The organism is Paraburkholderia sp. A1RI-2L, assembly GCF_048957375.1.
Lineage (GTDB): Bacteria > Pseudomonadota > Gammaproteobacteria > Burkholderiales > Burkholderiaceae > Paraburkholderia.
This window is the reverse complement of record NZ_JARBTA010000002.1, coordinates 973898-996397: the sequence shown is the minus strand read 5'-3', so window position 1 is coordinate 996397 and position 22500 is coordinate 973898. Positions and strand designations below refer to the sequence as shown.

At 64.1% G+C, this 22500-nt stretch carries 16 protein-coding genes; 12 read left to right on the top strand and 4 right to left on the bottom strand.

Annotation, left to right across the window (positions count from 1 at the left end):
• Window positions 1–97: 97 nt before the first annotated feature.
• The 7 genes from PWP93_RS19300 (at window position 98) to PWP93_RS19270 (ending at window position 7850) form a co-directional block, all read left to right on the top strand.
• Window positions 98–1039: a LysR family transcriptional regulator gene (locus tag PWP93_RS19300; RefSeq protein ID WP_421045555.1), complete on the top strand. Its 942-nt coding sequence runs from the start codon at window positions 98–100 to the stop codon at window positions 1037–1039.
• A 343-nt stretch (window positions 1040–1382) separates the two neighbouring features.
• The gene (locus PWP93_RS19295) at window positions 1383–2063 is read left to right on the top strand and encodes a (2Fe-2S)-binding protein (RefSeq protein ID WP_421045554.1); all 681 of its coding nucleotides are present in this window, start codon (window positions 1383–1385) and stop codon (window positions 2061–2063) included.
• Window positions 2064–2080: 17 nt separating this feature from the next.
• Window positions 2081–3121, top strand: a complete 1041-nt coding sequence (locus PWP93_RS19290; protein ID WP_421045553.1) for an FAD binding domain-containing protein — start codon at window positions 2081–2083, stop codon at window positions 3119–3121.
• On the top strand, window positions 3109–5340 hold the full coding sequence (locus tag PWP93_RS19285; protein WP_421045552.1) for a xanthine dehydrogenase family protein molybdopterin-binding subunit: 2232 nt from the start codon (window positions 3109–3111) through the stop codon (window positions 5338–5340). The genes PWP93_RS19290 and PWP93_RS19285 overlap by 13 nt, the downstream gene beginning before the upstream one ends.
• A gap of 142 nt (window positions 5341–5482) precedes the next feature.
• Entirely contained in the window at window positions 5483–6070 is a 588-nt protein-coding gene (locus tag PWP93_RS19280; RefSeq protein WP_421045551.1) for a nucleotidyltransferase family protein, read from the top strand.
• A gap of 139 nt (window positions 6071–6209) precedes the next feature.
• Window positions 6210–6359 carry a hypothetical protein gene (locus PWP93_RS19275; RefSeq protein ID WP_421026437.1) on the top strand — a complete coding sequence of 50 codons (150 nt, stop codon included), beginning with the start codon at window positions 6210–6212 and terminating at the stop codon, window positions 6357–6359.
• 258 nt (window positions 6360–6617) lie between these two features.
• The gene (locus PWP93_RS19270) at window positions 6618–7850 is read left to right on the top strand and encodes a PepSY-associated TM helix domain-containing protein (RefSeq protein ID WP_421045550.1); all 1233 of its coding nucleotides are present in this window, start codon (window positions 6618–6620) and stop codon (window positions 7848–7850) included.
• 23 nt (window positions 7851–7873) lie between these two features.
• On the opposite strand, the gene PWP93_RS19265 is transcribed toward PWP93_RS19270, so the two are convergent.
• The 3 genes from PWP93_RS19265 to aepX are packed head-to-tail and all read right to left on the bottom strand — an operon-like array spanning window position 7874 to window position 11905.
• On the bottom strand, window positions 7874–8941 hold the full coding sequence (locus PWP93_RS19265; protein WP_421046119.1) for a 2-aminoethylphosphonate aminotransferase: 1068 nt from the start codon (window positions 8939–8941) through the stop codon (window positions 7874–7876).
• Window positions 8942–8951: 10 nt separating this feature from the next.
• The gene (aepY, locus tag PWP93_RS19260) at window positions 8952–10160 is read right to left on the bottom strand and encodes a phosphonopyruvate decarboxylase (protein WP_421045549.1); all 1209 of its coding nucleotides are present in this window, start codon (window positions 10158–10160) and stop codon (window positions 8952–8954) included.
• Window positions 10157–11905 carry a phosphoenolpyruvate mutase gene (aepX, locus tag PWP93_RS19255; protein WP_421045548.1) on the bottom strand — a complete coding sequence of 583 codons (1749 nt, stop codon included), beginning with the start codon at window positions 11903–11905 and terminating at the stop codon, window positions 10157–10159. The genes aepY and aepX overlap by 4 nt, the downstream gene beginning before the upstream one ends.
• Window positions 11906–12289: 384 nt before the next feature.
• Here aepX and PWP93_RS19250 point away from each other — a divergent pair, with 384 nt between their 5' ends.
• The 5 genes from PWP93_RS19250 to PWP93_RS19230 all read left to right on the top strand — a co-directional run bounded on the left by PWP93_RS19250 (window position 12290) and on the right by PWP93_RS19230 (window position 20529).
• On the top strand, window positions 12290–13852 hold the full coding sequence (locus PWP93_RS19250; protein ID WP_421045547.1) for a methyl-accepting chemotaxis protein: 1563 nt from the start codon (window positions 12290–12292) through the stop codon (window positions 13850–13852).
• Between the two features lie 209 nt (window positions 13853–14061).
• The gene (locus PWP93_RS19245) at window positions 14062–16572 is read left to right on the top strand and encodes a type VI secretion system Vgr family protein (RefSeq protein ID WP_421045546.1); all 2511 of its coding nucleotides are present in this window, start codon (window positions 14062–14064) and stop codon (window positions 16570–16572) included.
• 63 nt (window positions 16573–16635) lie between these two features.
• Complete coding sequence (locus PWP93_RS19240; RefSeq protein ID WP_421045545.1) at window positions 16636–19443, top strand: glycoside hydrolase family 19 protein; 2808 nt, start codon at window positions 16636–16638, stop codon at window positions 19441–19443.
• On the top strand, window positions 19440–20225 hold the full coding sequence (locus PWP93_RS19235; protein WP_421045544.1) for a hypothetical protein: 786 nt from the start codon (window positions 19440–19442) through the stop codon (window positions 20223–20225). The genes PWP93_RS19240 and PWP93_RS19235 overlap by 4 nt, the downstream gene beginning before the upstream one ends.
• Window positions 20226–20277: 52 nt before the next feature.
• Complete coding sequence (locus PWP93_RS19230) at window positions 20278–20529, top strand: PAAR domain-containing protein (protein ID WP_421045543.1); 252 nt, start codon at window positions 20278–20280, stop codon at window positions 20527–20529.
• A gap of 5 nt (window positions 20530–20534) precedes the next feature.
• Here the strand turns inward: PWP93_RS19230 and tssF are convergent, their stop codons facing one another.
• On the bottom strand, window positions 20535–22337 hold the full coding sequence (gene tssF, locus PWP93_RS19225) for a type VI secretion system baseplate subunit TssF (protein ID WP_421045542.1): 1803 nt from the start codon (window positions 22335–22337) through the stop codon (window positions 20535–20537).
• Window positions 22338–22500 lie beyond the last annotated feature (163 nt).

Here is a 22500-nt window from a genome sequence, read left to right as displayed (position 1 = left end):
TCGGCGAGAGGGGACTTGCACGGTTCGTCTGACGGATTGAACTGTAGGCGACACGCACGTATTCTTGAAATCGATCCCATGCATATGACCCATCACCGTGATCGATCTCTCCGGAATCGACCTGAATCTGCTGGTCACGCTCGACGCCCTGCTCGCGGAATCGAACGTGACGCGCGCGGCCATGCGCCTGAACCTCACGCAACCGGCGGTTTCGGCCCAACTGGCGCGGCTGCGCCAGCTCTTTGACGATCCGCTGCTGATTCCCGCCGCCAACGGCCGCGGCATGACGCGTACGATGCATGCGCTCGAGTTGATGGAGCCCCTGCACGCCGCCTTGCAAACGCTTGAGACCGTGGTGCGCCGCCAGCCCGCGTTCGATCCGCTTACCAGTTCGCGGCGCTTCGTGATCGCCGCGAGCGACCAGTGCGTGGCCGTGCTCGGCCTGCCGCTGATGATCGAATGGGCGCGCCTCGCCGGGACGGCCGTTCAGCTCGCGTTCGTCGCCATTGAGTCCGGCTCGCTCGCGCAGCGCTTCGAGCGCGGCGAAATCGACCTGCTGCTCGGCTCCGCGCAGCAGGTGCCGCCCACGCTCAAGACAAGAAAGCTCTATGACGAGCGCTTCGTCGTCGCGCAACGCAAAGGACACCCGCGCGGCACGGCCGCTTTCGATCTCGACAGCTATTGCGCGCTCGGTCACGTACTGGTCTCGACCAGTGGCGGCAGCTTCTCCGGCTTCATGGACGAGCATCTGGAAGCTCTCGGGAGGCGCCGGCGCGTGGCGCTCTCGGTCCAGCACTTCACGCTCGTGCCAGAAGTGCTCGCGCACACCGACTACGTGGCCACGCTGCCCTACCGGCTCGTTGCACGCAGCCTGGACCGCGTGGACCTGTTCGAGCTGCCATTCGAGGCGCGCGGCTTTTCCATGCATGCGGCCTGGCATCCGCGCAGCCACGCGGACCCCGCGCTGACATGGCTGCGCGAGACGGTGAGCACGCTGGCGCTGGCGCAAGCTGACGCGCAGCGCAGTGCAATCGATTAGCGATCCTGCTTATCCAAAAACGGTTTCGATTGTGGCAGCAGCGCAATTCTGTCCGCCACGCCAGCTTCGCGACAGCTTCATGCCAGCCCTGCGACAGCGTTGCGCCAGCAAGCACTTCGCACCTCGAAAAACGTGCGCCAGCGCTTTACTTTCGCGTTCCACGAGCGCAACGTGCGGTTCTCATAAGGGGCGCAAGGAGAGCACGCCCGACTGAACGCGGCATCGAATTTGCTGCATTCGGACAGCCGCGCCGCGAAGCTCCGCGCATGGCAAATCCGGCCATGCGCTTGTGCTTCATTGCGCGCCTTACGTTCCGTCTTCGTTATGGAGTCTGTCGAACGCCATGTCCAACGCCCCTCCTCCCGCCGACGTCACCCGCCGCCGCTTCCTGCAATCGGCCGCCGCTGCCGCCGCGCTGGGCAGTGTGCCTCATCTGCATGCGCAAGACGCGCCGTCGCAGCACACGCCGTCCCCCGCCGATACCGCCAGGCCACCGCCCTCGCCCGCCACCGCGCAACCGGTCAAGCTCGACATCAACGGTCGCGAATATGTGCTTCATATCGAGCCGCGCGTGACGCTGCTCGACGCGCTGCGCGATTACGCCGGCCTGAGCGGCACGAAGAAAGGCTGCGACCGCGGCCAGTGCGGCGCTTGGACGGTGCTCGTGGAAGGCCGCCGCATCAACAGTTGCCTCACGCTCGCCGCGATGCACGAGGGCCAGCGCATCACCACCGTCGAGGGCCTCGCGGGCGCGGATGCACCCAGCGCCGTGCAACGCGCCTTCATCGAACGCGACGCGCTGCAATGCGGCTACTGCACGCCCGGCCAAGTGTGCTCGGCCACCGCCTGCCTCATGGAATTCGCAGCCGGCGCGGCCAGCGCCGTGACCGCCGATGTGCGCACGCCTCCCACGCAACTGAGCGACGCCGAGATTCGCGAGCGCATGAGCGGCAACCTTTGCCGCTGCGGCGCCTACGCCAACATCGTGGCCGCGGTGCGCGACGCGCACGCGGCCAGCACCTGAAAGAAAGGAGCACCGCAATGGACGCGTTCTCCTTGCAGCGCGCCGACGACATCGACGCCGCCATTGCCGCCGCGCAGCAGCCGGGCGCAGCCTTTATCGGCGGCGGCACGAATCTGCTCGATCTCATGAAAGGCGGCGTCGCGCATCCGCTCAAGCTCATCGACATCACGCGCCTTGCCGCACTCGGGCACATCGAGACCTTGCCCGATGGCGGCCTGCGCATCGGCGCGCTCGTGCGCAATAGCGACGCGGCGAACCACGCGCTCGTGCGCACGCGCTACCCGCTGCTCACGCAGGCCTTGCTCGCGGGCGCGTCGCCGCAACTGCGCAATATGGCCACCGTGGGCGGCAATCTCATGCAGCGCACGCGTTGCGCGTACTTCTACGACACCGCGTTCGCGCAGTGCAACAAGCGCGCGCCCGGCAGCGGCTGCGCCGCGCGCGAGGGCTTCAATCGCATGCACGCGATTCTCGGCGCGAGCGCGCAATGCGTGGCCGTGAATCCATCCGACATGAGTGTGGCGCTCGCGGCGCTCGAGGCCACCGTGCAAGTACGCGGACCGCGCGGCGCACGCGCGATTCCGATCGCGCAGTTTCACCGGCTGCCCGCCGAGCGCCCCGATCAGGACACGACGCTCGCGCCCGGCGAGCTGATCACGTCGGTGGACCTGCCGCCCTCCGCGTTCAGCGATCACACGCACTACCTGAAGCTGCGCGACCGCGCGAGCTACGCGTTCGCGCTCGTCTCCGTCGCGGTGGCCTTGCAGCTCGATGGCCAGCGCGTGCGCGCCGCGCGCATCGCGCTAGGCGGCGTCGCGCACAAGCCGTGGCGCGCCAGCCGCGCCGAGCAGCATCTCGCCGGGCACACGCTCGACGCGGCCACGTTGCGCAGCGCCGCCGCCGCGGAACTCGCGCAAGCACAGCCGCTCTCCGGCAACGCGTTCAAGGTCGAGCTCGCGCAGCGCGCCATGGTGCGCGCCGCCATGCTGGCCGCGTGCAGTCCAGCGACTGGCGCAAGCAGCGCGAGCGTCACGGGAGAACACGCATGGACAAGCTGATCGGACAGCCGGTCGACCGCATCGACGGCATGCTCAAAGTCACAGGCGGCGCGAACTATGCGGCGGATTTTCCCGAGGCGCGTCTCGCGCATGCGGTGCTCGTGACAAGCACCGTGGCGAGCGGCACGATCGCATCGATCGACACGGGCCGTGCACAGGCCATGCCGGGCGTGCTGCTCGTGATGACCTCGCAGAACGCGATGCGCCTGCCGAACGCGGGGCGCCCGCCCGTTTCGCCGCCCGCGGTGCGGCGCCTCACGCTGCTCCAGGACAACGTCGTGCGCTACAGCAACGAGCCCGTCGCGGTCGTGGTCGCGGATACGCTCGAGCACGCCGCCGACGCCGCGCAGCACGTGAGCGTGACCTACGCTGCCACGCCGGCGACGCTCGACTTCGCGCGCGCCAAAGCGCAGGCGCACACGCCGCCCGCCATGCCCGGACGCCCGATGGATTCGCAGCGCGGCAACGTGGAAGCGGGCCTGCACCAAGGCGCGCTGCGCGTCGACGCGGTCTACACCACGCCCACGCAGTTCCACAACCCGATGGAGCCGCACGCGACCATGGCGCGCTGGGACGGTCCCGAACTCACGCTCTACGACGCCACCCAGGGCGTGACGAACGATCGCGCCGCCGTGGCCGCGGTATTCGGCATCCCGGCGGAGCATATCCGCGTGATCTCGCCGTTCATCGGCGGCGGCTTCGGTTGTAAGGGATCCTCATGGTCTCACGTGAGCCTGTGCGCGATGGCCGCGAAGCAAACCGGCCGTCCCGTGCGCCTCGCCCTCACCAGACCGCAGATGTTCGGGCTGGTGGGCTCGCGGCCGCAAACGGAGCAGCATCTCTCGATTGCCGCGCGCGCGGACGGCACGCTCACCGGCGTGCGCCACGACACGCTCTCGCACACCTCGGCGTTCGAGGACTGGGCCGAGATGTCGGGTCTCGTCACGCGCATGATGTATGCATGCCCGAACCTGAGCACGAGCCACCGCGTCGTGCCGCTGAACGTCGGCACGCCCACCTTCATGCGCGCGCCCGGCGAGACCACCGGCTCGTTCGCGCTCGAATCCGCGATGGACGAACTGGCGTGGCGCCTGAAGATGGACCCCATCGCGCTGCGCCTGAAAAACTACGCGGAAGCGGAGCCGCAAGAAGGCCGGCCATGGTCGTCGAAGGCGCTGCGCGAATGCTATACGGCGGGCGCGCAGCGCTTCGGCTGGTCGCGCCGCGTAAACGCGCCGCGCGCGATGCGCGAGGGCAACACGCTGATCGGCCTGGGCATGGCGGGCGCGACCTATCCGGCCAACCGCAGCGAAGCGGCGGCCATCGCGCGCATCCTGCCCGATGGCACCGCGATGGTCGCCTCCGGCACGCAGGACATCGGCACCGGCACGTATACCGTGATGACCCAGGTGGCCGCCGATGCGCTCGGCTTTCCTCCAGAGCGTATCCGCTTCGCGCTCGGCGATTCGACGCTGCCTCGCGCGCCGGTCTCGGGCGGCTCGCAATCGGCGGCGAGCGTCTCGCCCGCCGTGCAGGCGGCGGCACGCGCCGCGCGCGACAAACTGATCGCGCTCGCGATTGCCGACCCCGCTTCGCCAGTCCATGGCGTGGCTCCCGGGGACGTCGCGGTCGCCGACGGCTGGGTTCTGGCGACCCGCGACCCGGCGCGCCGCGACCCGGCCGCCGCCGTCATCGCGCGCGCGGGCGGCGAGCCGATCGAGGCACAAGCCGCGGAGAAGCCGGGCGCGGAGCGGCAGCAATACGCGTTCCACTCGTTCGGCGCGGTCTTCGCCGAGGTGCACGTGGACGCCGAGCTCGGCACGCTGCGCGTGGCGCGCATCGTCGGCGCTTACGACGTGGGGCAGGTGCTCAACGAAAAAACGGCGCGCAGCCAGCTGATGGGCGGCATGGTCTGGGGCGTGGGCACGGCGCTGCACGAAGACGCCATGCTGGACGCGCGCACGGGCCGCTTCGCCAACGGCAACCTCGCCGACTATCACGTGCCCGTGAACGCCGATATCGGCGATCTGGATGTGCTGTTCGTGGGCGCGCCGGACTTGCGCTTCAATCCGCTCGGCGTGCGCGGCATCGGCGAAATCGGCATCACCGGGGTGCCCGCCGCGATCGCCAACGCGGTCTATCACGCAACGGGCGTGCGCGTGCGGGATCTGCCGATCACGCTCGACAAGATGATGCTGCTGCGTCACGCATTCGCGTAACCCGCGCGTGACGATTTAATGACAGGCGCGCGTGACCACGGAATGAACGGAACACGCGGTGCGCCGCGCGTCTTCCCTGGGCTTGCCTCACGCGCGGTTGCACCGCACAATCAACGCCTCCCCCTCTCGCGCGGCTCCCCCCATGGCCTATGCATCGCTCGCCACTGGCGTTTTGCTCGCCGCCGGCACCGGATCTCGCTTCGATCCAGACGGTTTGCGCAACAAGCTTCTCGCGCCGTTGCGCAGCGGCGTCAGCGTGGCTCATGAGGCCGCGCACCGGCTCTTGACGGTCACGCCCAGGGTGATCGCCGTGGTGCGTCCCGGCGCGGAAGCGCTCGCGCACGTCTTGAACGACGCCGGCTGCGACGTGGTGTTCGCCGCCGCCGCCGCGAGAGGCATGGGCGCGAGCCTCGCCGCGGCGATCAAGGCCGACACCGAAGGAGAAAGCTGGATCGTGGCGCTCGCGGACATGCCGCGCATCGCGCCCGCGACCATCGAGGCCGTCGCGCGCGAGCTCGATGCGGGCAAGCCGCTGGTCGCGCCGGTCTATCACGGGCAGCGCGGTCATCCGGTCGGATTCGGGCTCGCGCATCGCGCGGCCTTGCTCGCGCTCGACGGCGACACCGGCGCGCGCGCGCTGCTGAACTCGCCCGCGCTCACGCGCATCGACGTGAACGACCCCGGCATCCTGCGCGACGTCGATACCCCCGCCGATCTGGATGGGCTCTAGGCGCTTGCCGTCTCCGGCGCGTTTCCAGCGCCTCGCGCGCGCATGCGAAATCCCGCACGAGGCGCGCCGATCGCCTAGGCTATAAGGACCATCCACACATCGCGCCCGATTGGCCACGCCTGCTCACGAGGTACCCGCGATGATCTGCTCGCACACCAACCCGCTGCCCGACCCGCTCGCCGATCCCACGCGTGACCCCGAGCGCGATCCGCTCACGCCACCGCCGCCCGGACATCACGGCGAGGAGCCGCAACGTCCGGACGCTCCGCCGAGCAAGGATCCCGTGTAGCGAAGCGCCACCAAGCGCCGGCCGCGCGGCACTCGCCGCCAGCCGAATTTCCCGCCTGCCTCCGCGTCTTCCTGCTTTCGCGAAGCTTGCGTTCGCGCGCGTCTATTTATAGAATGCGAACGATTCGCATTTGCAATCAACATTTCACTCAGCCGGATTCATCCCAACCATCGTGACCGCTTTCCAGACTGCGCCCGCCCGCGCGGACCGCCGCACTCGCTACGATCACCGCGCTCGCGCCCTTCCCGGCGCGCCCGCATGAGAGCCCTGCTGATCCGCCTGCACCGCTGGCTCGGCCTCGGCACGGCGGCGTTCCTGTTTCTCGCCGGCCTCACGGGCGCCGTGATCGCCTGGGACCACGAGCTCGATGCGGCGCTCAATCGGTCTTTTTACCACGCCGATACGCCCGGCGCGCCGCTGCCCGCGCTCACGCTCGCCCAGCGCGTGGAAGCCGCCGATCCGCGCGCGCAGATCAGCTACATGCCGCTCTCGGTCGAGCCCGGCCACACGTTCGTCGTGCGCGTGGAACCGCGCATCGACCCGAAGACCGGCGCGCCCTTCGCGCTCGGCTACAACCAGGTCGCGCTGGACCCGGTCACCGGCGCCGAGCAAGGCCGCCGCATGTGGGGTGCGCCCTCGCTTGCGCGCCTGAATCTGATCCCGTTCCTCTATCAGCTGCACTACACGCTGTTCCTGCCGACCAGGATGGGCATCGACTTCGGCGTCTGGACGATGGGCGTCGTCGGCATGGCCTGGCTGCTGGACGGCTTCGTCGCCATCGTGCTCGCCTTTCCGAACCTCAAGAGTTGGCGCAAATCGCTCGCCTTTCGCGTGAAGCGCGGCGGCTACGCGCTCACCTTCGACCTGCACCGCTCGGGAGGCGTCTGGCTCTGGGGCCTGCTAATAATGGTTGCGCTCACATCGATATCGATGAATCTGGGCACGCAGGTCGTGCGCCCCGTGGTGTCGATGTTCTCGACGCTCGCGCCGGACCCGTTCCGCACCGCCGCGCCCGGTCCCGCGCTCACGCCCGAAGAAACCACTTCGGCGCGCGCGCGCATCGCCGCCATGGCGCCCGCGCTGGGCCGCCGCGAAGGCATTGCCGCGCCGCCGGGCGGCCTGTTCGCGATGCCCGCGCTCGGCGCGTATGGCGTGGGCTACTTTGTGGCGGGCAACGATCACGGCGACGCCGGCCTCGGCAACCCCTGGCTCGTCATGAACGCTCGCACCGGCGAGGTGATCGCCCGGCAAATACCCGGACGCGGCAGCGCCGGCGACCTCTTCATCCAGGCGCAGTTTCCGCTGCACTCGGGCCGCATCGCCGGATTGCCGGGGCGCATCGCCATGAGCTGCATGGGCGTGGCCGTCGCGATGCTCAGCGTGACGGGCGTGCTGATCTGGCTGAAGAAGGCGCGGGCGCGCCGCAAGAGCGCAAGCAAGCCCGCGAAGGAAACCACGGCGCTGCGCGCGGGAGAACGCGTGACGGGGTAAGGCGCCCGTCCGAATCGCGACGGCTACTTCGCGACTGCGTCGAATGCCGCCAGCAGACGCTCGACGTCGGCGGCATGAATATCGCCCATCGTCGAGATGCGGAACAGTTCCTTCGACAAACCGCCCTGCCCCGCATAAATCACGAAGCCGCGCGCCTTGAGCGCGTCGTGCAGCGTCGGATAGTCGATGCCAGCCGGCAGACGGAACGCTCGCAACACCACCGAGGACTCGTCCTTCGGCAACACGCTCGCCATCCCGCGCGCCGCAAGACCCGCGCGCACCTGCTCCGAAAGCGCTGCATAACGCGCGTGACGCGCTTGCCAGCCGCCTTCATCGGCGAGTTCGCGCAGCGCTTCGACGAGCGCGTAATACGCATGCACCGAAGGCGTGAACGGCGTATTGCGCTGATCCTGGAGCGTGGCGAGGCGCTTGAGGTCGAGATAGTACGTGCGGCTCGATGCATTCGCGAGCGCCGCGCGGCGCACCACGACGAAGGCCGCGCCCGGCACGCCGTGCAGGCACTTGTTCGCGGTCGCGGCCACAGCGGCAATACTCGTGTCGGCGAAATCGATGGCTTCGGCGCCGAAGCTGCTCACGCCATCCACGAGCATCTGCACGCCGCGCGCGCGGCACGCCTCGCCCAGCGCACGCAGATCGTTCAGCCGGCCCGTGGTGGTCTCGTGATGGATGATCGCGACATCCGTGATCGCACGGTCGGCGTCGAGCGCCGCGCAAACGCGCGCGAGATCGGGCGCCTGCATCCACTCGTGCTTCACCACTTCGTGTGCGATGTGGTACTGCGTGGCGATCTGCGTGACGCGCTCGCCGTACACGCCGTTCTCGACGATCAGCAGCTTGCCGTTGGCGGGCACGAGCGATGCAATCATGCTCTCGACCGCGGCCGTGCCGGAGCCGGTCATGAGCACCGCCTGCCACTGCGCGAGGTCCAGCTCGTAGACGCCCAGGAGGCGCGTGCGCGCGTCTTCCTGAACGTCGAAGAATTCGCTTTCGCGATGGCAGAGGTCTTCCTGCAGCAGACTACGGCGCACGCGCTCGGTAAGCGTGACGGGACCGGGATTGAGCAACAGCATCGGCAATTCCTTATCGTTCAACGGTATGTTCCGCTGCATGAGCGGGCGCGCCGATGTGGCGCATGAGACGCGCCTTCACCTCGGGCGGCGTGATGGTCGGACGCGGCAGCCCATCGGGCGTGCCGCGGCGGATAGTCAGGCGTACGAAGCGGGTGCCGTTCAGTCCCGAGTCGCCCGCCGCATCGTTCGCGCCAGCGAGCACGGCGTCAAGCGCCGCGAGGTCGTCGCTTTCCACCGCCTCGGCGTAACCGCATGCCGCCGCCACACCCGCGAACGACACTTGCGGCGAAACCGTCGCCTGGCCGCCGGTCGAATCGTGCACGCCGTTGTCGAGCAGCACATGCGTGAGGTTCGACGGGCCGTAAGCGCCCAGCGTCGCGAAAGCGCCCATGCGCATGAGCGCCGCGCCGTCGCCATCGAGCGCCACCACGTTCAGGTCCGGACGCGCAAGCGCGAGCCCGAGCGCGAACGGCGTGACGCAGCCCATCGAGCCCACCATATAGAGCTGGTTGGCGCGGTCGTCTAGCGCGTAGAGCTCGCGTCCGCAGAAACCCGTCGACGCCAGCACCACCGACGATTGCGTGGGCGTAGCCGCAATCACGCGTTCGAGCACCTGCTGGCGCGTGGGCAATTGATCAGGAGTCCGATCCGTCCATTTCGACTGGGCGACGGGCAGCGCATGCTTCTCGGGCATCGCGCCGCCACCCTCGAGTTCGAACGGCGCAACGCTGCCCTTTTGCATCACGAGCGCATAGGGGCGGCCCGTTTCGTCCATATGCCTGAGGGCGCGATCGAGCGCCGGGCCGATGGCTTCCGCTTGCGTCGGGAACAGCTCCCACGGAATCTCCATCGTGTCGAGCATCTGCGGCGTGACGGGACCCATCAGCGCATGCTGCGGCTCGTCGGCCACGCCAGGCTGGCCGCGCCATGTCACGATCAGCAGTTGCGGCAGGCGAAAGGTCCACGTGAGCGAAGTCAGCGGGCTCACGGCGTTGCCTAGCCCGGAGTTCTGCATCATCGAGATTCCGCGCTTGCCGGCGAGCGCCACGCCCGCAATCAGCGCGACGGCATCGCCCTCGTTTGCCGCCGACACGTAATGAAGCGACTCGTCCTGCAGCACGTAATTGATGAACGGCGTGAGGAACGAGCACGGCACGCCCGCGTACCATTCGAAGCCGCGCGAGCGCGCCGCTTCCACAAACTGCGCCGCTTCGATCATGCCTGGCCCTCCGCCTTCGACTGAGCCCGCGTCTGCGTCTGCATAGCAGCGCCCGGCATGACCCCACCCTGCGTAAGGACGCCCTGCGCGAAATCCCCCGCGCGGCGGAAATCTTCGAGATCGTTCACGCCGCGCCAGTGACCGCGCACGTATTGCACTTCGACCTGCTCGCCATCCGCGATCAGCGCATTGAGGAGCGCGGGCATGTCGAGCGTGTCGAAGTCGGCGCGCGTTTGCAGTTGCGCGAGCTTGTTCGCGAGCTTCTCGCGGCCCGCGCCGCGCACGCTCATGAGGCCGATCCAGCGTCCGTGCGGCGCCTCGCCCTCCTCACCCTTCGCGGCCGGCTCGCTCGCGATGCGCGCGAGCAGCACCTTGTTGCCGAAGAGGCCACGATCGTCGCCCGACGAACACCACGCAAAGTCGCGCGTGCTGCTGCTTTCCGACGCCGGCGACGAATCGACCACCACGCTGAAGTCCGCTTCGCTTTCCACCAGATCGCGCAGGATATAGCTGCGGAACAACAGATCGCCATACGAGATCACCGTGTCGTTCTTGAGCGTGTCGATGGCGCACGCGAGCGAGGCGAGCTCGTTGGTCTCGCCATAGCGCTCGTTGCGCACGAGCTTGACGCCTGCCGTGTCGATGGCATCGGCACGATAGCCGCCCACCACCGTGATGTCGTTGACCGACTGCTTCTTGAACGCGTCGACGAGCCAGCGCAACAGCGGCTTGCCCGCCACGGGCAGCATGACCTTGGGCTTGTCTTCGGTGAAGGCATCGAGGCCCGAGCCGCGGCTCGCCGCCAGCACGATCGCCGAGCCCGCCGTACGCGATGCGCTCAGGTAGCGGTTTTCCGCTTCCGAATATTCATCGGCGTCCTGAAGACGGAAGATTTCGTTGACGGGCGCGATGCGGTCTTCCACATCGATGAGCGTCTGCGTCTCGTGAATCGTCTTCGCGACGGACTGCATTGCCGAAGCCGAAGCGCGCACCAGATGGTTTGCCCAGATCACGACGCTGATGCCGGCCTTGCGAAACACATCGGTGGGCGTGCTGTAGTACTTGGTGGGCACGATCACGAGCGGACCCCGCCCCGCCCACTCGCGCGCGAACGTGAGAATCTCGTCGGGCTTCGAGAGCTTGCTGTGGATGAGAATCGCACCCGCGCCCGCGAGGCGATAGGCCTCGGCGCGCTTGAGCGCCTCGTCCATGCCCCAGCCCGCGATCAGCGCTTCCACGCGCGCAACGATCGAGAAGTGTTCGTCGTGCTGCGAATCCTTGCCGGCCTTGATCTTGCCGCAGAACTCGTCCATGTCGGCAAGCGGCTGCGCTTCGCCCTTGATGAAGCTGTTGGTCTTCGGAAACTGCTTGTCCTCGATGCACACGCCCGCAATTCCGCGTTGCTCGAGCTTGCGCACGAGACGGCGCACGTTGTTGAAATTGCCGTAACCGGTGTCGCCGTCGAGCAGGATCGGCAGATCGCTCGCATCGGCCATGAATTCGAGGTTGTCGACCACCTGGGTCCAGCTCGCTTCATTGTTGTCGCGCACGCCGAACTGCGCGGAGATCGACAAGCCCGAGCCCCAGATCGCCTTGAAACCCGCCTCGCGCGCAATCCGCGCGGACAAGCCGTTGTGCGCTTCCATCAGGAATTCGAGTTCGTTGCTCACCAGCATCTGGCGCAGCCGCGCGCTGCGCGATGCGGGAACCGCAGCGGAAAACATGGCGGGTTCGCGTGCGTTCATCGTGTCGCTCCATGGGACGACGCCGCGTCGGCAGCCGTGGCTGCGCCGCGCGCGTCGCATCGTTGGGAAATCGGTTTTGGGACCGCGAAACATGCATCGCGCCGCCGATGGACCATGGCGGCGGCATGGGGCCAAAGCCGCGACTATAACGGAAATGATTCGTATCCGCTTTCAATCACAGCAGAAAGTGGCAAATCATGTAATTCCAGTGAAATTTGTGGTTTTAAAGGGCGCTTTCCGCGCATTTTTGCGCCAACGGCCGCCGCACACAGGGTTCATCCTGACTCGTGCGCTCGCGTGCGCGCGCCGTTATCACAGGCTGGCGAGGCCCTCCCTTTGCAGCAATCGCCGCCCCAACGCAGCCCTGGACCGACCAATCAGAAGATGACCCTCAACCAGAAACTCCGCTCGATGATCGCGATCCTCTGGATCGGCTTGCTCCTCATCGTTGCCTTCGGCGCGTGGCAAAGCCGCGACGGCATGATCCGCGAACGGCGCGCACAGCTCGTCACGCTCGTGCAGGAAGCCACCAGCATCGCCAAGCACTACTACACGCTGTCGCAGCAGCACGCCCTCACTGAAGCCGATGCGCAAAAGCAGGCGCTGGCCGCGCTCGCTGCCGTCCGCTACGGGACGGACGGCTATCTGAGCATCAACAACTCCCAGTCGGTGATGCTGATGCATCCCATCAAGCCCGAGCTCAACGGCAAGAAGCTCACCGACTTCAGCGACCCCTCGGGCAAGCACCTTTTCGTCGAGCTTTCACAGACCGCGAGTCAACCTGGCGGCGGCTTCGTCGATTATCTGTGGTCCAAGCCCGGCCAGACCGAGCCCGTGCCGAAGCTAAGCTACGCCTACCGCTTCGCGCCGTGGGACTGGGTGATCGTCACCGGCATGTACATGGACGACGTGCGCACCGCGTTCTACACGAACCTCGTGCGCTGGCTGCTCGCGACCTTCGTGCTCGGCGCGGCCGCCACGGTCGTGATGGTGTTGGTGGTGCGCAGCGTTCGCAGCAGCATCGGCGGCGAACTCGAAATCGCCGTCGAGACGGCCAACCGCATCGCTCATGGCGATCTCACCTCGCACATTCAGGTTCAGGGCGCCAACGCGAAAAGCCTGATGCGTGCGCTCGCAACCATGCAGGGCGCGCTCGTGCAAACCGTTTCGCGCGTGCGCAGCGGCGCGGAAAACATCAACGTGGGCGCCAACGAAATTGCCGCCGGCAACACCGATCTCTCGCAGCGCACCGAGGAGCAGGCCGCGGCGCTCGTGCAAACCGCATCGAGCATGGACCAGATGACCACCAACGTGCGCCAGAACGCGGACAGCGCGCAGCACGCCGCCACGCTCGCGAGCCAGGCGGCCGAAGTCGCCACGCGCGGCAACGCCGTCGTCGGCGACGTGGTGCGCACGATGGGCGACATCACCACGAGCTCGCGGCAGATTGGCGACATCATCGGCGTGATCGACGGGATTGCTTTTCAAACCAACATCCTGGCGTTGAATGCGGCGGTGGAAGCCGCGCGCGCGGGCGAACAGGGTCGAGGCTTCGCGGTGGTCGCGGCGGAGGTGCGCAGCCTCGCGCAGCGTTCGGCGGCGGCAGCCAAGGAGATCAAGGCGCTGATCGAAAAATCGACGGGCACGGTGGCCGAAGGGCAGCACCTCGTGACCAGCGCGGGCTCGACGATGAACGAGATCGTGCAGTCGGTACGGCGCGTGCACGAAATCCTCGAGGAGATCAGCCACGCGTCGCGCGAGCAGAGCGCGGGCATCGAGCAGGTGAACCGCGCCGTGGGTGAAATGGATCAGGTGACGCAGCAGAATGCGGCGCTGGTCGAGCAGGCCGCGGCGGCGGCGCATTCGCTCAAGGATCAGGTGACGGGGCTGCGCGAATCGATTACGAGTTTCAGATTGCCGGCGGAGGGACTGCACGAGCGCGCGTGAGGATCCAACCAGCGCCGGCAGCATGGCCTTCGATGGGCTTTGCAAGACCGGATCAAAGCTTCTGCAGTACGTATTTACTGCGCCACGTCAATTCCGGGAACAGGCTTCCCGGTTAACTTCTCGTCTTCCCCTGAAATAGAACCCGCCATTCCAGCCGTCGCGGGCTTGCGACGGCCAAATGCGCGTACCACGGACAGACGAGGTAACCCATGACTGCCCAGGCGCTGGACAAGGTGTTGCGCACCGGATACGCGCAACGTGGCCGTCTCGCCAGACTCGACACGCCACTCGGCGAAGACTGGCTCGTACCCCTGTACGTCAAGATCAATGCCCGGCTCGGACGCAATTTCGAGGTGATCGTCGACGCGGCTTCGGCCCACAACACCAAGATCGAACTCAGTGCGCTGATGCTTCGGCCCGTCACGCTCTGGATCCGGCAGACCAATGGCAGCTATCTGCCAATCCATGGCTATGTCCAGCGTGCCCGCAGAATTGGCAGCGATGGCGGCATCACGTACTTCCAGCTGCAATTTTCCTCGTGGCTGAGTTTCCTCAAGCTCGCCAGCGACCGGCGCGACTGGCAGGAAGTCTCTGGCCAGCAAGTGCTGTCTGACGTGTTCCATAAGCACCCCCAGGCGCGCGGAAATTACTCATTCGACCTGCGCACGCCCATGCGCTCGTATTCGAACCGCGTGCAGTGGGAAACCGACTGGAATTTCGTTCACCGCGGCATGGAAGAAGCCGGAGTGTTTGCACGCTTCGACTTCGCGAAGGACGGCAAGTCGCACAAAGTGACCCTCTCGGACGACCTGTACTTCGCCCCGCCCTTGCCGCAACAGACGATGAAATTCAGTCGCGCCGGCACCGATGAGGAGTTCGACGGATTGACTCAACTGAGCGAGCAGCAGGAAGCGCAATGCGCCACGCTCACGACAGCCACGGCCGACTACAAGCGGGCGGACCTGAGCAAGCAGGTCAGCGCATCCGCACTGGACACGGACGAGCTGCCGGGACAAGGAGAAGACTATCTCTACACAGGGTCGCAAAGCTGGGGGGAACGCGACCTGGGCGAGCAGCAGGCGCACATCCGCATCGAAGAATGGGCGTCGCGCGCGAAACGCTATTTCGGCGTCGGCAGTCCGCGCTATGCGTTGCCCGGTTACTGGTTCACGCTGACTGGCCATCCGGACTTCGACAAACTGCCCGAACACGATCGGGAACTGGCGATCATCGCCAGTGACTGGCTGCTCCAGAATAACGTTCCGGGCATGGACACGCTCGCGCGCTTTCCGAAGAGCCTGCGCGCCGAGGTCGAACAGGCGAAGAATGCAAAGGGCGGCGCGAGCGTGCGTCACCCGGACGGCAGCGTAGGCTTCATTCAGGTCGAAATCGAGGCGCAGCGCCGCCGCGCGCCGTTCCGCAGCCCGTTCGACCACCGCAAGCCGGAAATGCACCTCCAGACCGGCATCGTCGCCACGGCGGACAACGAAGAAATATCCACCGACGACGGCAACCGCGTAAAAGTGTGGATGACTTACAGCCGCAAGGATCGCAACAACCGAGCATCGGCGTGGATTCGCGCCGCGATGCCGGACGCGGGCGCAAAGCGTGGCGGCTACTTTCCGCTACGCAAGGGAGATCAGGTGCTTGTCGGCTTCGTGAACGGGGATTGCGACATGCCCGTGATCATCTCGCGGCTGCACGGCGGGGAAACCATGCCGGTGTGGAACACACACGGCCTGCTCTCCGGTTTCCGCTCCCGCGAATACGGCGGAGATGGCTACAACCAGATGGTGATGGACGACGCCAGCGGCCAGAATCGCATCCATCTATACACGACCAGCTACAGCTCCCACCTCCACCTGGGTTACCTCATCGAGCAGACCGACAACACGCGCGGTGCGTTTCTCGGTCGTGGCTTCGACCTGAAGTCGAGCGCCGGTGGTGCCGTGCGTGCGGAACAGGGGCTATATGTCTCGACGCAGCCCGCCAGCGCAGAGCCCATGAACGTGACGGCGGCAACGGAACAGCTTGCGAGCGCGGAGGCGGTGTTCGAAACCGTCTCGAAGGCGAGCGACGCCAACCATGCCGAGAGCCTGCAAGACGGCCACGATGCGCTCAGGGCATTTACCGATGCGACTCAGCACAGGGTTGCGGGCACAACCGTAAACGGCGGACGCACGGCGGGCGGCGGCACGGGCAACGCGAATGGTTTTGCGAAGCCGGTGATGCTGCTTTCGAGCCCGGAAGGCATTGCGGTGTCCACGCAGCAGTCGGCGCATATGGCCGCGAGCCGGCACGCGAACATCGTTGCCGGCAACAACGTCAATGTCGCCACAGGAAAATCGCTGCTGGCGAGCGTCATGGACAAAATCAGCCTGTTCGCACAGAACCTGGGCATCAAGATGATCGCGGCGAAGGGGCCGATCAGTATTCAAGCGCAAAGCGGCCCGGTGGATATGGCGGGCCTGGAAGACGTGACGATCGAGAGTTCGAACGGGCGGGTGGTCATCACCGCCGCAAAGGAAGTCTGGCTGGGCGCAGGTGGTTCGTACATTCGCATCAGAGCGGGATTGATCGAGAACGTAACAACCGGAGAGATTCTTGAGAAGTGCGGAACCTGGAACAAACCAGACGGCGCGAGCGCCACGATTCGCAATCCGCTGCAGTCGACGTCGGTTTCGGTGGATGGCGCGCATGGCTCGCTGTACTCGGGATAAGACACAAGACATTCCCCTTGCTGCCGGTACGCACACCCGAAACAACCACTGATCCGGGAATCCATGAACACGCCCGCCCTTCCTGCCCGACCAGCTGCATCGCCAGCATCCGCCTATACCCCGCTGAACTGGGCCTTTCCATTCACGCCGTCCGGCAATGGTGGCGCCACCGACCCCATGACGTACATGAAGGCGCTGGCGAAGGCCGAGGACGGTTTCTATCCGCTTGGCGTCAGCGGGATATGGCACGGCGGCGTGCACTTCGACCGCAACACCGCCGCGATGCTCAATCAGGATGAAGGCGTGCGCGCCATCGCCGACGGCGAGATCGTGGCCTACCGGCTAGACAGTAAGTATCCCGAACAGATCTGGCGGGACAATCGCAAGGCGCTCTACTCCACGGGCTTCGTGCTGATCCGTCACCGGCTGCCGTTGCCGCCGGCGCCTGGTGTTACGGGCAAGCCCGCGCCGGACGAAACGCTGACGCTCTTCAGCCTGTACATGCACCTGATGGACTGGAACAGCTATCAGGCTGCGAAGAAACAACCCGATCCGGCCACACCGCACCTGGAGCCGATGCCGTTCTGGGAAGGCGAGCGCTACTACCGCGTGGGCGACAGGTCGAACGACATGCAAACGCTGCCGAAACACAAGCCGCCGCAGCCCGTGCCGGTGGACATCGCGAACCGGGACCTGCTTGGCGAATTCATCGATGCGGATTTCGTCGTTCCACCCCAGCCGCCCGTGGCACAACCCGTGGACAACACGCCGCCCCCCGTGCCCGTGAAGGGCATCCACATTCGCGATCTGGCGAACGGCAGAATCATCGGCATCCTGCCCCGTGGCGCTGAACTCCTGCTGTCCGAATCGGACCCGAGACATCCCGGCTGGCGAAAGATCAAGGCGCTCAGAAGCGGCGAGCCGGTCGCCCCGATTGCCGGCCAGCGGGTATCGGAGCATGCACGGTGGAGCTGGGTGTATGCGAAGGAACTCGATGCGGTTCTCGATCCGAAGCCACTCGATACGGTGGTGGTACTGAAACAGCCCTATCCCGTGAAGGCCGGCGACGTGGTGGGCCAGATGGGCCACTACGTGCGCTACACGGAAGCGAAGCTGCTGCCCCCGAAGCCGACCCGGCCGCTGCTGCATCTCGAAGTATTCGCGGGCCCGGAATTGCCGGCGTTCATCGAAAAGAGCCGCGCACGCGCAAAAGCGTTGCCGGCGGCGAAGACGTTTCTGGAGATTTCGCCCGGTGCGCGGTTCGTCATGGAGATCCCCGAGCCGGACCGGACGCTGCCCCAGAGCGCAGGTGGCCTGAAGCTCGTGCCAGTGGGCAAGGCGGAGGGTTCGCGCTGGGTCAGGGTCCAGCCGAAAACGGTGACGTTGCCCGCCCGTGGAGGACACCGGGGCCAGCGCCCAACCCCGACGCTGACGAACGCCGGTTCCCCGGTGTGGGTGGAAGCCCAACTCGCGAACACAACGGCAACCGGTGTCGTAAAGGGATGGTCGAACTTCCCGCTGAACGCCGCCAATGCGACAGGCCCGGGCGCGGACTTCCGCGACGTGTTCCGGCGCGCCGATCTGGACCGGCTGGGCGCAGGTAATGTCGCCGTCGACGACAAGGGGCTGCACTGGTGGAACATCACGATCGGGACGAAGGATGGCTCAACCCTGCAAGGCTGGGTGTGCGAGGCACATCATCCGCTCGCGCGCCTGTGTGGCCCGTGGGACTGGCCGGGGTTCGAACTCGTCGACAACATCAGCTTCAGACCGGTCGACCTGTTCAAACGGCACCTCCATGTCACGGACCAGTATCTGGCCGACGAGGACAAGACGGCGTTCGAGCCGAGCGCGCTGAAGGTGAATGCTGGCGATCTGATCGTCAGGCTGGAGAAGGCGATTGATACGAACCACGACGGCAAGGTGACGGCGTACGAGTTGCAGCAGGCGCGGGAAACCCCGTGGATGGCCGAGGCGATCACGCATCTGGTGGTGCGCTCGGAAACCGAATGGGGCGGCGGGATGGGCAAGTGGGAAGAGATGTCGCCGCTGATGAAGAATCTGCTGTGGCTGTGGCAGTCCGAGATAGAGCGGATCGGCAAGCTGCAGTGGTGGGAGCAGGTGGCTTCCATCGATGGATTTCCGAAGGAGCCAGCGCCGTGGCATTTTCATCCGGTGGGGGTGGTGGGGAATTTTATAACCTCCGATTGCTGTGCAATTACGGTCGACCTCTTGGAAAAAGTTCTGGAAAAATCTGGAGACTGGTTTACAGGAAAAGGAGGCTCGCCATCCTTTGTGTTTCATTTTTCAGAAAAATATCCGAATATCTACAAATTTGATAAATATGAATTTGTTTCACTACTCAATGAAAAAATGAAATCATACGGTATCGTCGAATGCTATCAAAGGGCTCACTTTCTTGCACAATGTTTTCACGAATCCGCAAGATTCGAAACAACAATAGAGTTTGCCTCTGGGGAAGGCTACAATCCGGGAATGCACAGGGATGCCATTAAAAATGGCAATACAGTCATGGGCGATGGACCAAAGTACAAAGGAAAGGGACTAATTCAATTGACATGGAAAAACACATATAAGGCGTACTCAGAGCATAGAGGAGTAGATTTTGTTTCTAACCCTGACCTGATAGCTTTGGACATGGAAAACGCAATTGATGCGTCTTGCTGGTTCTGGCGTCGAAAAGGAGGGATCGAGAAAAAATACAGCGCCAAGGGCGACATTAATGTTCTTATCGAGCATGAGAAAAATAATGTCACCCTGATTACTTTAGCCGTAAATGGTGGAAGCAACGGATTAAACGAGCGTCAAGTGCTTTTTGATAAAATCAAAAAAGAATGGGGGTTGAAGTGAAAGCTCATGAAATCAAACTACTGCTAAGCCAAAGCATAGCTTATACAGTCGCCATAATGGCGATCGCGACTTCTATCGCAGAAGCCAAGAATAGCCCACTCTCGGTCGACGCCGCAGGGGAAATCCAGCTTTGCAGCGAAAATTTTAATTGCAAACGCATCGTTCCGACTGGTGAATTAAAAAAGGTCATCGATAATGGCTATGAGCACATATCCATAGCAGATCTCTACAATGATGGCAATCGGGAGATTGTAGCGACAAGTGGCGGCATCAACGAATGTTCAAAATTTTTCTCATTTGACGAAAAAACTTTTAAATTTTCTCCTCTCAATTTTTCACATAGAGATATATGCAATTATAAAATTTTCGAGAATAATTTGATTAGCTCATACAAGCTCGACGCAAAACAGTATGAAGATATCTACGAGTTGAAAAATGGCACCTATCAACTTGCCTTGAGCGATAGCTGTGTTGGGTGTGATCAGATAACGCGCTCGGTTTACAAGGGCGGCCATCTGACAGAAAAATTTCTGGTTACCAATCAAAAAATCTATTCGCTACGACTACCAGTTACAACGTCCATAATCACCGAAAAAGCATGGTTATACACAGATCATCTTGATTCAGCCAAGACGAAAATGTACTTGGTCAGGGGGGATAATGTTCAGCTTATCGAATTCAACAGCTCGAACGGTTTTTGGTATTTCGTGAGATATCCATCAAAAAGACATGGCATCATTTTAAAATGGATTAAGTGCGAAGATTTGTCCGCGTGTAAATAGCCACGCACTCTCTGAATGGTTTCCGACGAGCGTTGTGTAATTTATTTTACTCATGACCAACCTAATCCGCATCAACGACAAAACCACCCACGGCGGCAAAGTAGAAACCGGCTCGCCAACCATGCGCTTCGAAGGACGCCACGTCGCGCGCAAAGGCGACCGCGTCTCCTGCCCCCAACATCCAGACGTATCACCAAACGTAATCGAAGAAGGCGACCCGTCAATGACTGACGGTGGCATTCCGATCGCCCGCCACGGCCACCGGGCAACCTGCGGCTGCCACCTGATATCAAGCCTGATCTGACCGCCTCATATCAACTGCGAACGTCCCGCACGAAACGGACAGCGCCGTATCTCCGAGCCGTTCGTCTTGGATAACACCACGAGTTGCGTAAAACTGTTCGCCGGCACGTAACGCGCGAAATAGCGATCCATTACGCCGATAAAAGCGGCCATGCTGTGCCCCTGGAATGCCTGCTCATCAAGCGACAGGGTAATTTCCAACCCGGACATGATTGACGCATTCGGCCTGCCCGGAAACATTCGCTGAATCCATTTCTTGCGCACGAACGACACCGTATCGACATGCTGCACCTGCGCTCCTGGCGGCGCGCACTGCCGAAGCAATCGTCTGATCTCCTTCCACCCTTCGGTGCTCAATTGAGTCGGATTCGGCGGCGTCAGCGCAACGATGCGCATGCGCGCGTCCTCCTCGTTCACGGGACGGAATGTGTGTGAGGGCCGCAGCAGCAGCGTGATCCGGCTTCCCGCCGATCCCTTTTCATCGCGCAGATCTCCAAGTGGGCCACCAATTTCCATCCTCGCAGGCAAATCGCGATTAGTGCACGTCACATCGATCTCGATTTGTTCAGGCCACTGCTCGGCCGCCTGTCCGTTTTCCTGCAGCAAGATGAGCGATGTTTCGTACCCCGGATGATGGCGAGCCCGATATTCGTCGTGCCGCCGCAGCCAGTAGCGATCTGCCGCGCCCGCCTTGGCTGTTGCATGAGAAAGCGCGTTGTAGTGTGGAATCACGCTCTTGTCGGCAGCGTCACGAACGCAGCGTATCGCGTAAGTTTCCTGGATCTCGGGATCCGATGACGGCACCACCGGATAGTCGAGAATGAGCCCGCCGCGTCGCGCCTTCACATCGGCCCGCTCGAACAGGTTGACGACTGGCGTGCAGAACAGCCGAAAGTTGTGTGGAGAAAGATCGGCAAGTGCACTCGCTGCCCGACTGTCGGGATGCAGCGCGACGGCGAGATGCAATGTGATCCGCTTCGCCTCGTGCGTCCGAGCAGCCCTTAGCAGCGCGGCGGCATCAAAGTCGATGAAATCGAATTTTTGCGGGAAAGCCATGTATTCGAGCAGCGGGCGAACGAATGATCCGGATGGGCTCTCGTTGGGTAGCAACGCGTCGTTTTGCGCAAAGCCGGCTGCCGTCAACGGAATTCGTTCAAGCGACGTCCAGTGGCCGGCACTGTCCGCTTCGACAAAGGCCTGGCGCGTACGCAAGAGCATCGTGTCCGCCAACGCCGCCACGGTCTGTGGCTGCCCCGCCAAATAAACGCGCATCACAGCCGGCATGGCGACGGAAAGCGCCGCCGTGCCTGTCGGCTCGAACGTGATCGACACGATCAGGGTGGTGTCTGGCGGCAGGCCGGCGCGGCCCGGCGCAACTATACTGGACGACACGCGCACGTCGGCAATCCTGATAGGCGCAGCCGTTATGTCGTACACCGTCCGAAAGCGCAACGTGTCGTCGAGACTTGTGAGCAGCGTTCCGCTCTTGATAACGAGCGGTGTAGAGGGTGGCTCGTTCAACTCGATGCATGCGATCGAGCTCGCGGGAAAGGGACGCAGGTAATGCGGATGCAGCACGTCCAGCAGGGCCTCCGAAAACTTCGGCGCTCCATCGTCCAGTTTCACGCGGGCGTGCGCGGCGAGCAGCGAGAACGCCTGCATGAGGCTTTGCACGTGTGCGTCTTCAGAGTGGCCGCCGGAAATGCTCAACCGCTCGGCGGCCTTGGGATACTTGCGGCCAAAATCGTCAAGCAGGTCGCCCAGCAGGCCGAGTTCCTGCTCGTAGTATTGAAGGAGTTTTTCGAGCATATCCAGTGCGGCATGGCTCGCGCGCGAGGGCCATTTTTCTCAAGTCGCGATTGCAGCCGATTCAACCGTGCATCCACGGTATCGACCACCAGGGGAACAACAGGCAGGCTATTCCCGACGCCAGAGTATGGCCGAGGCCCCTCCCGCACCGCCGACCTATCCC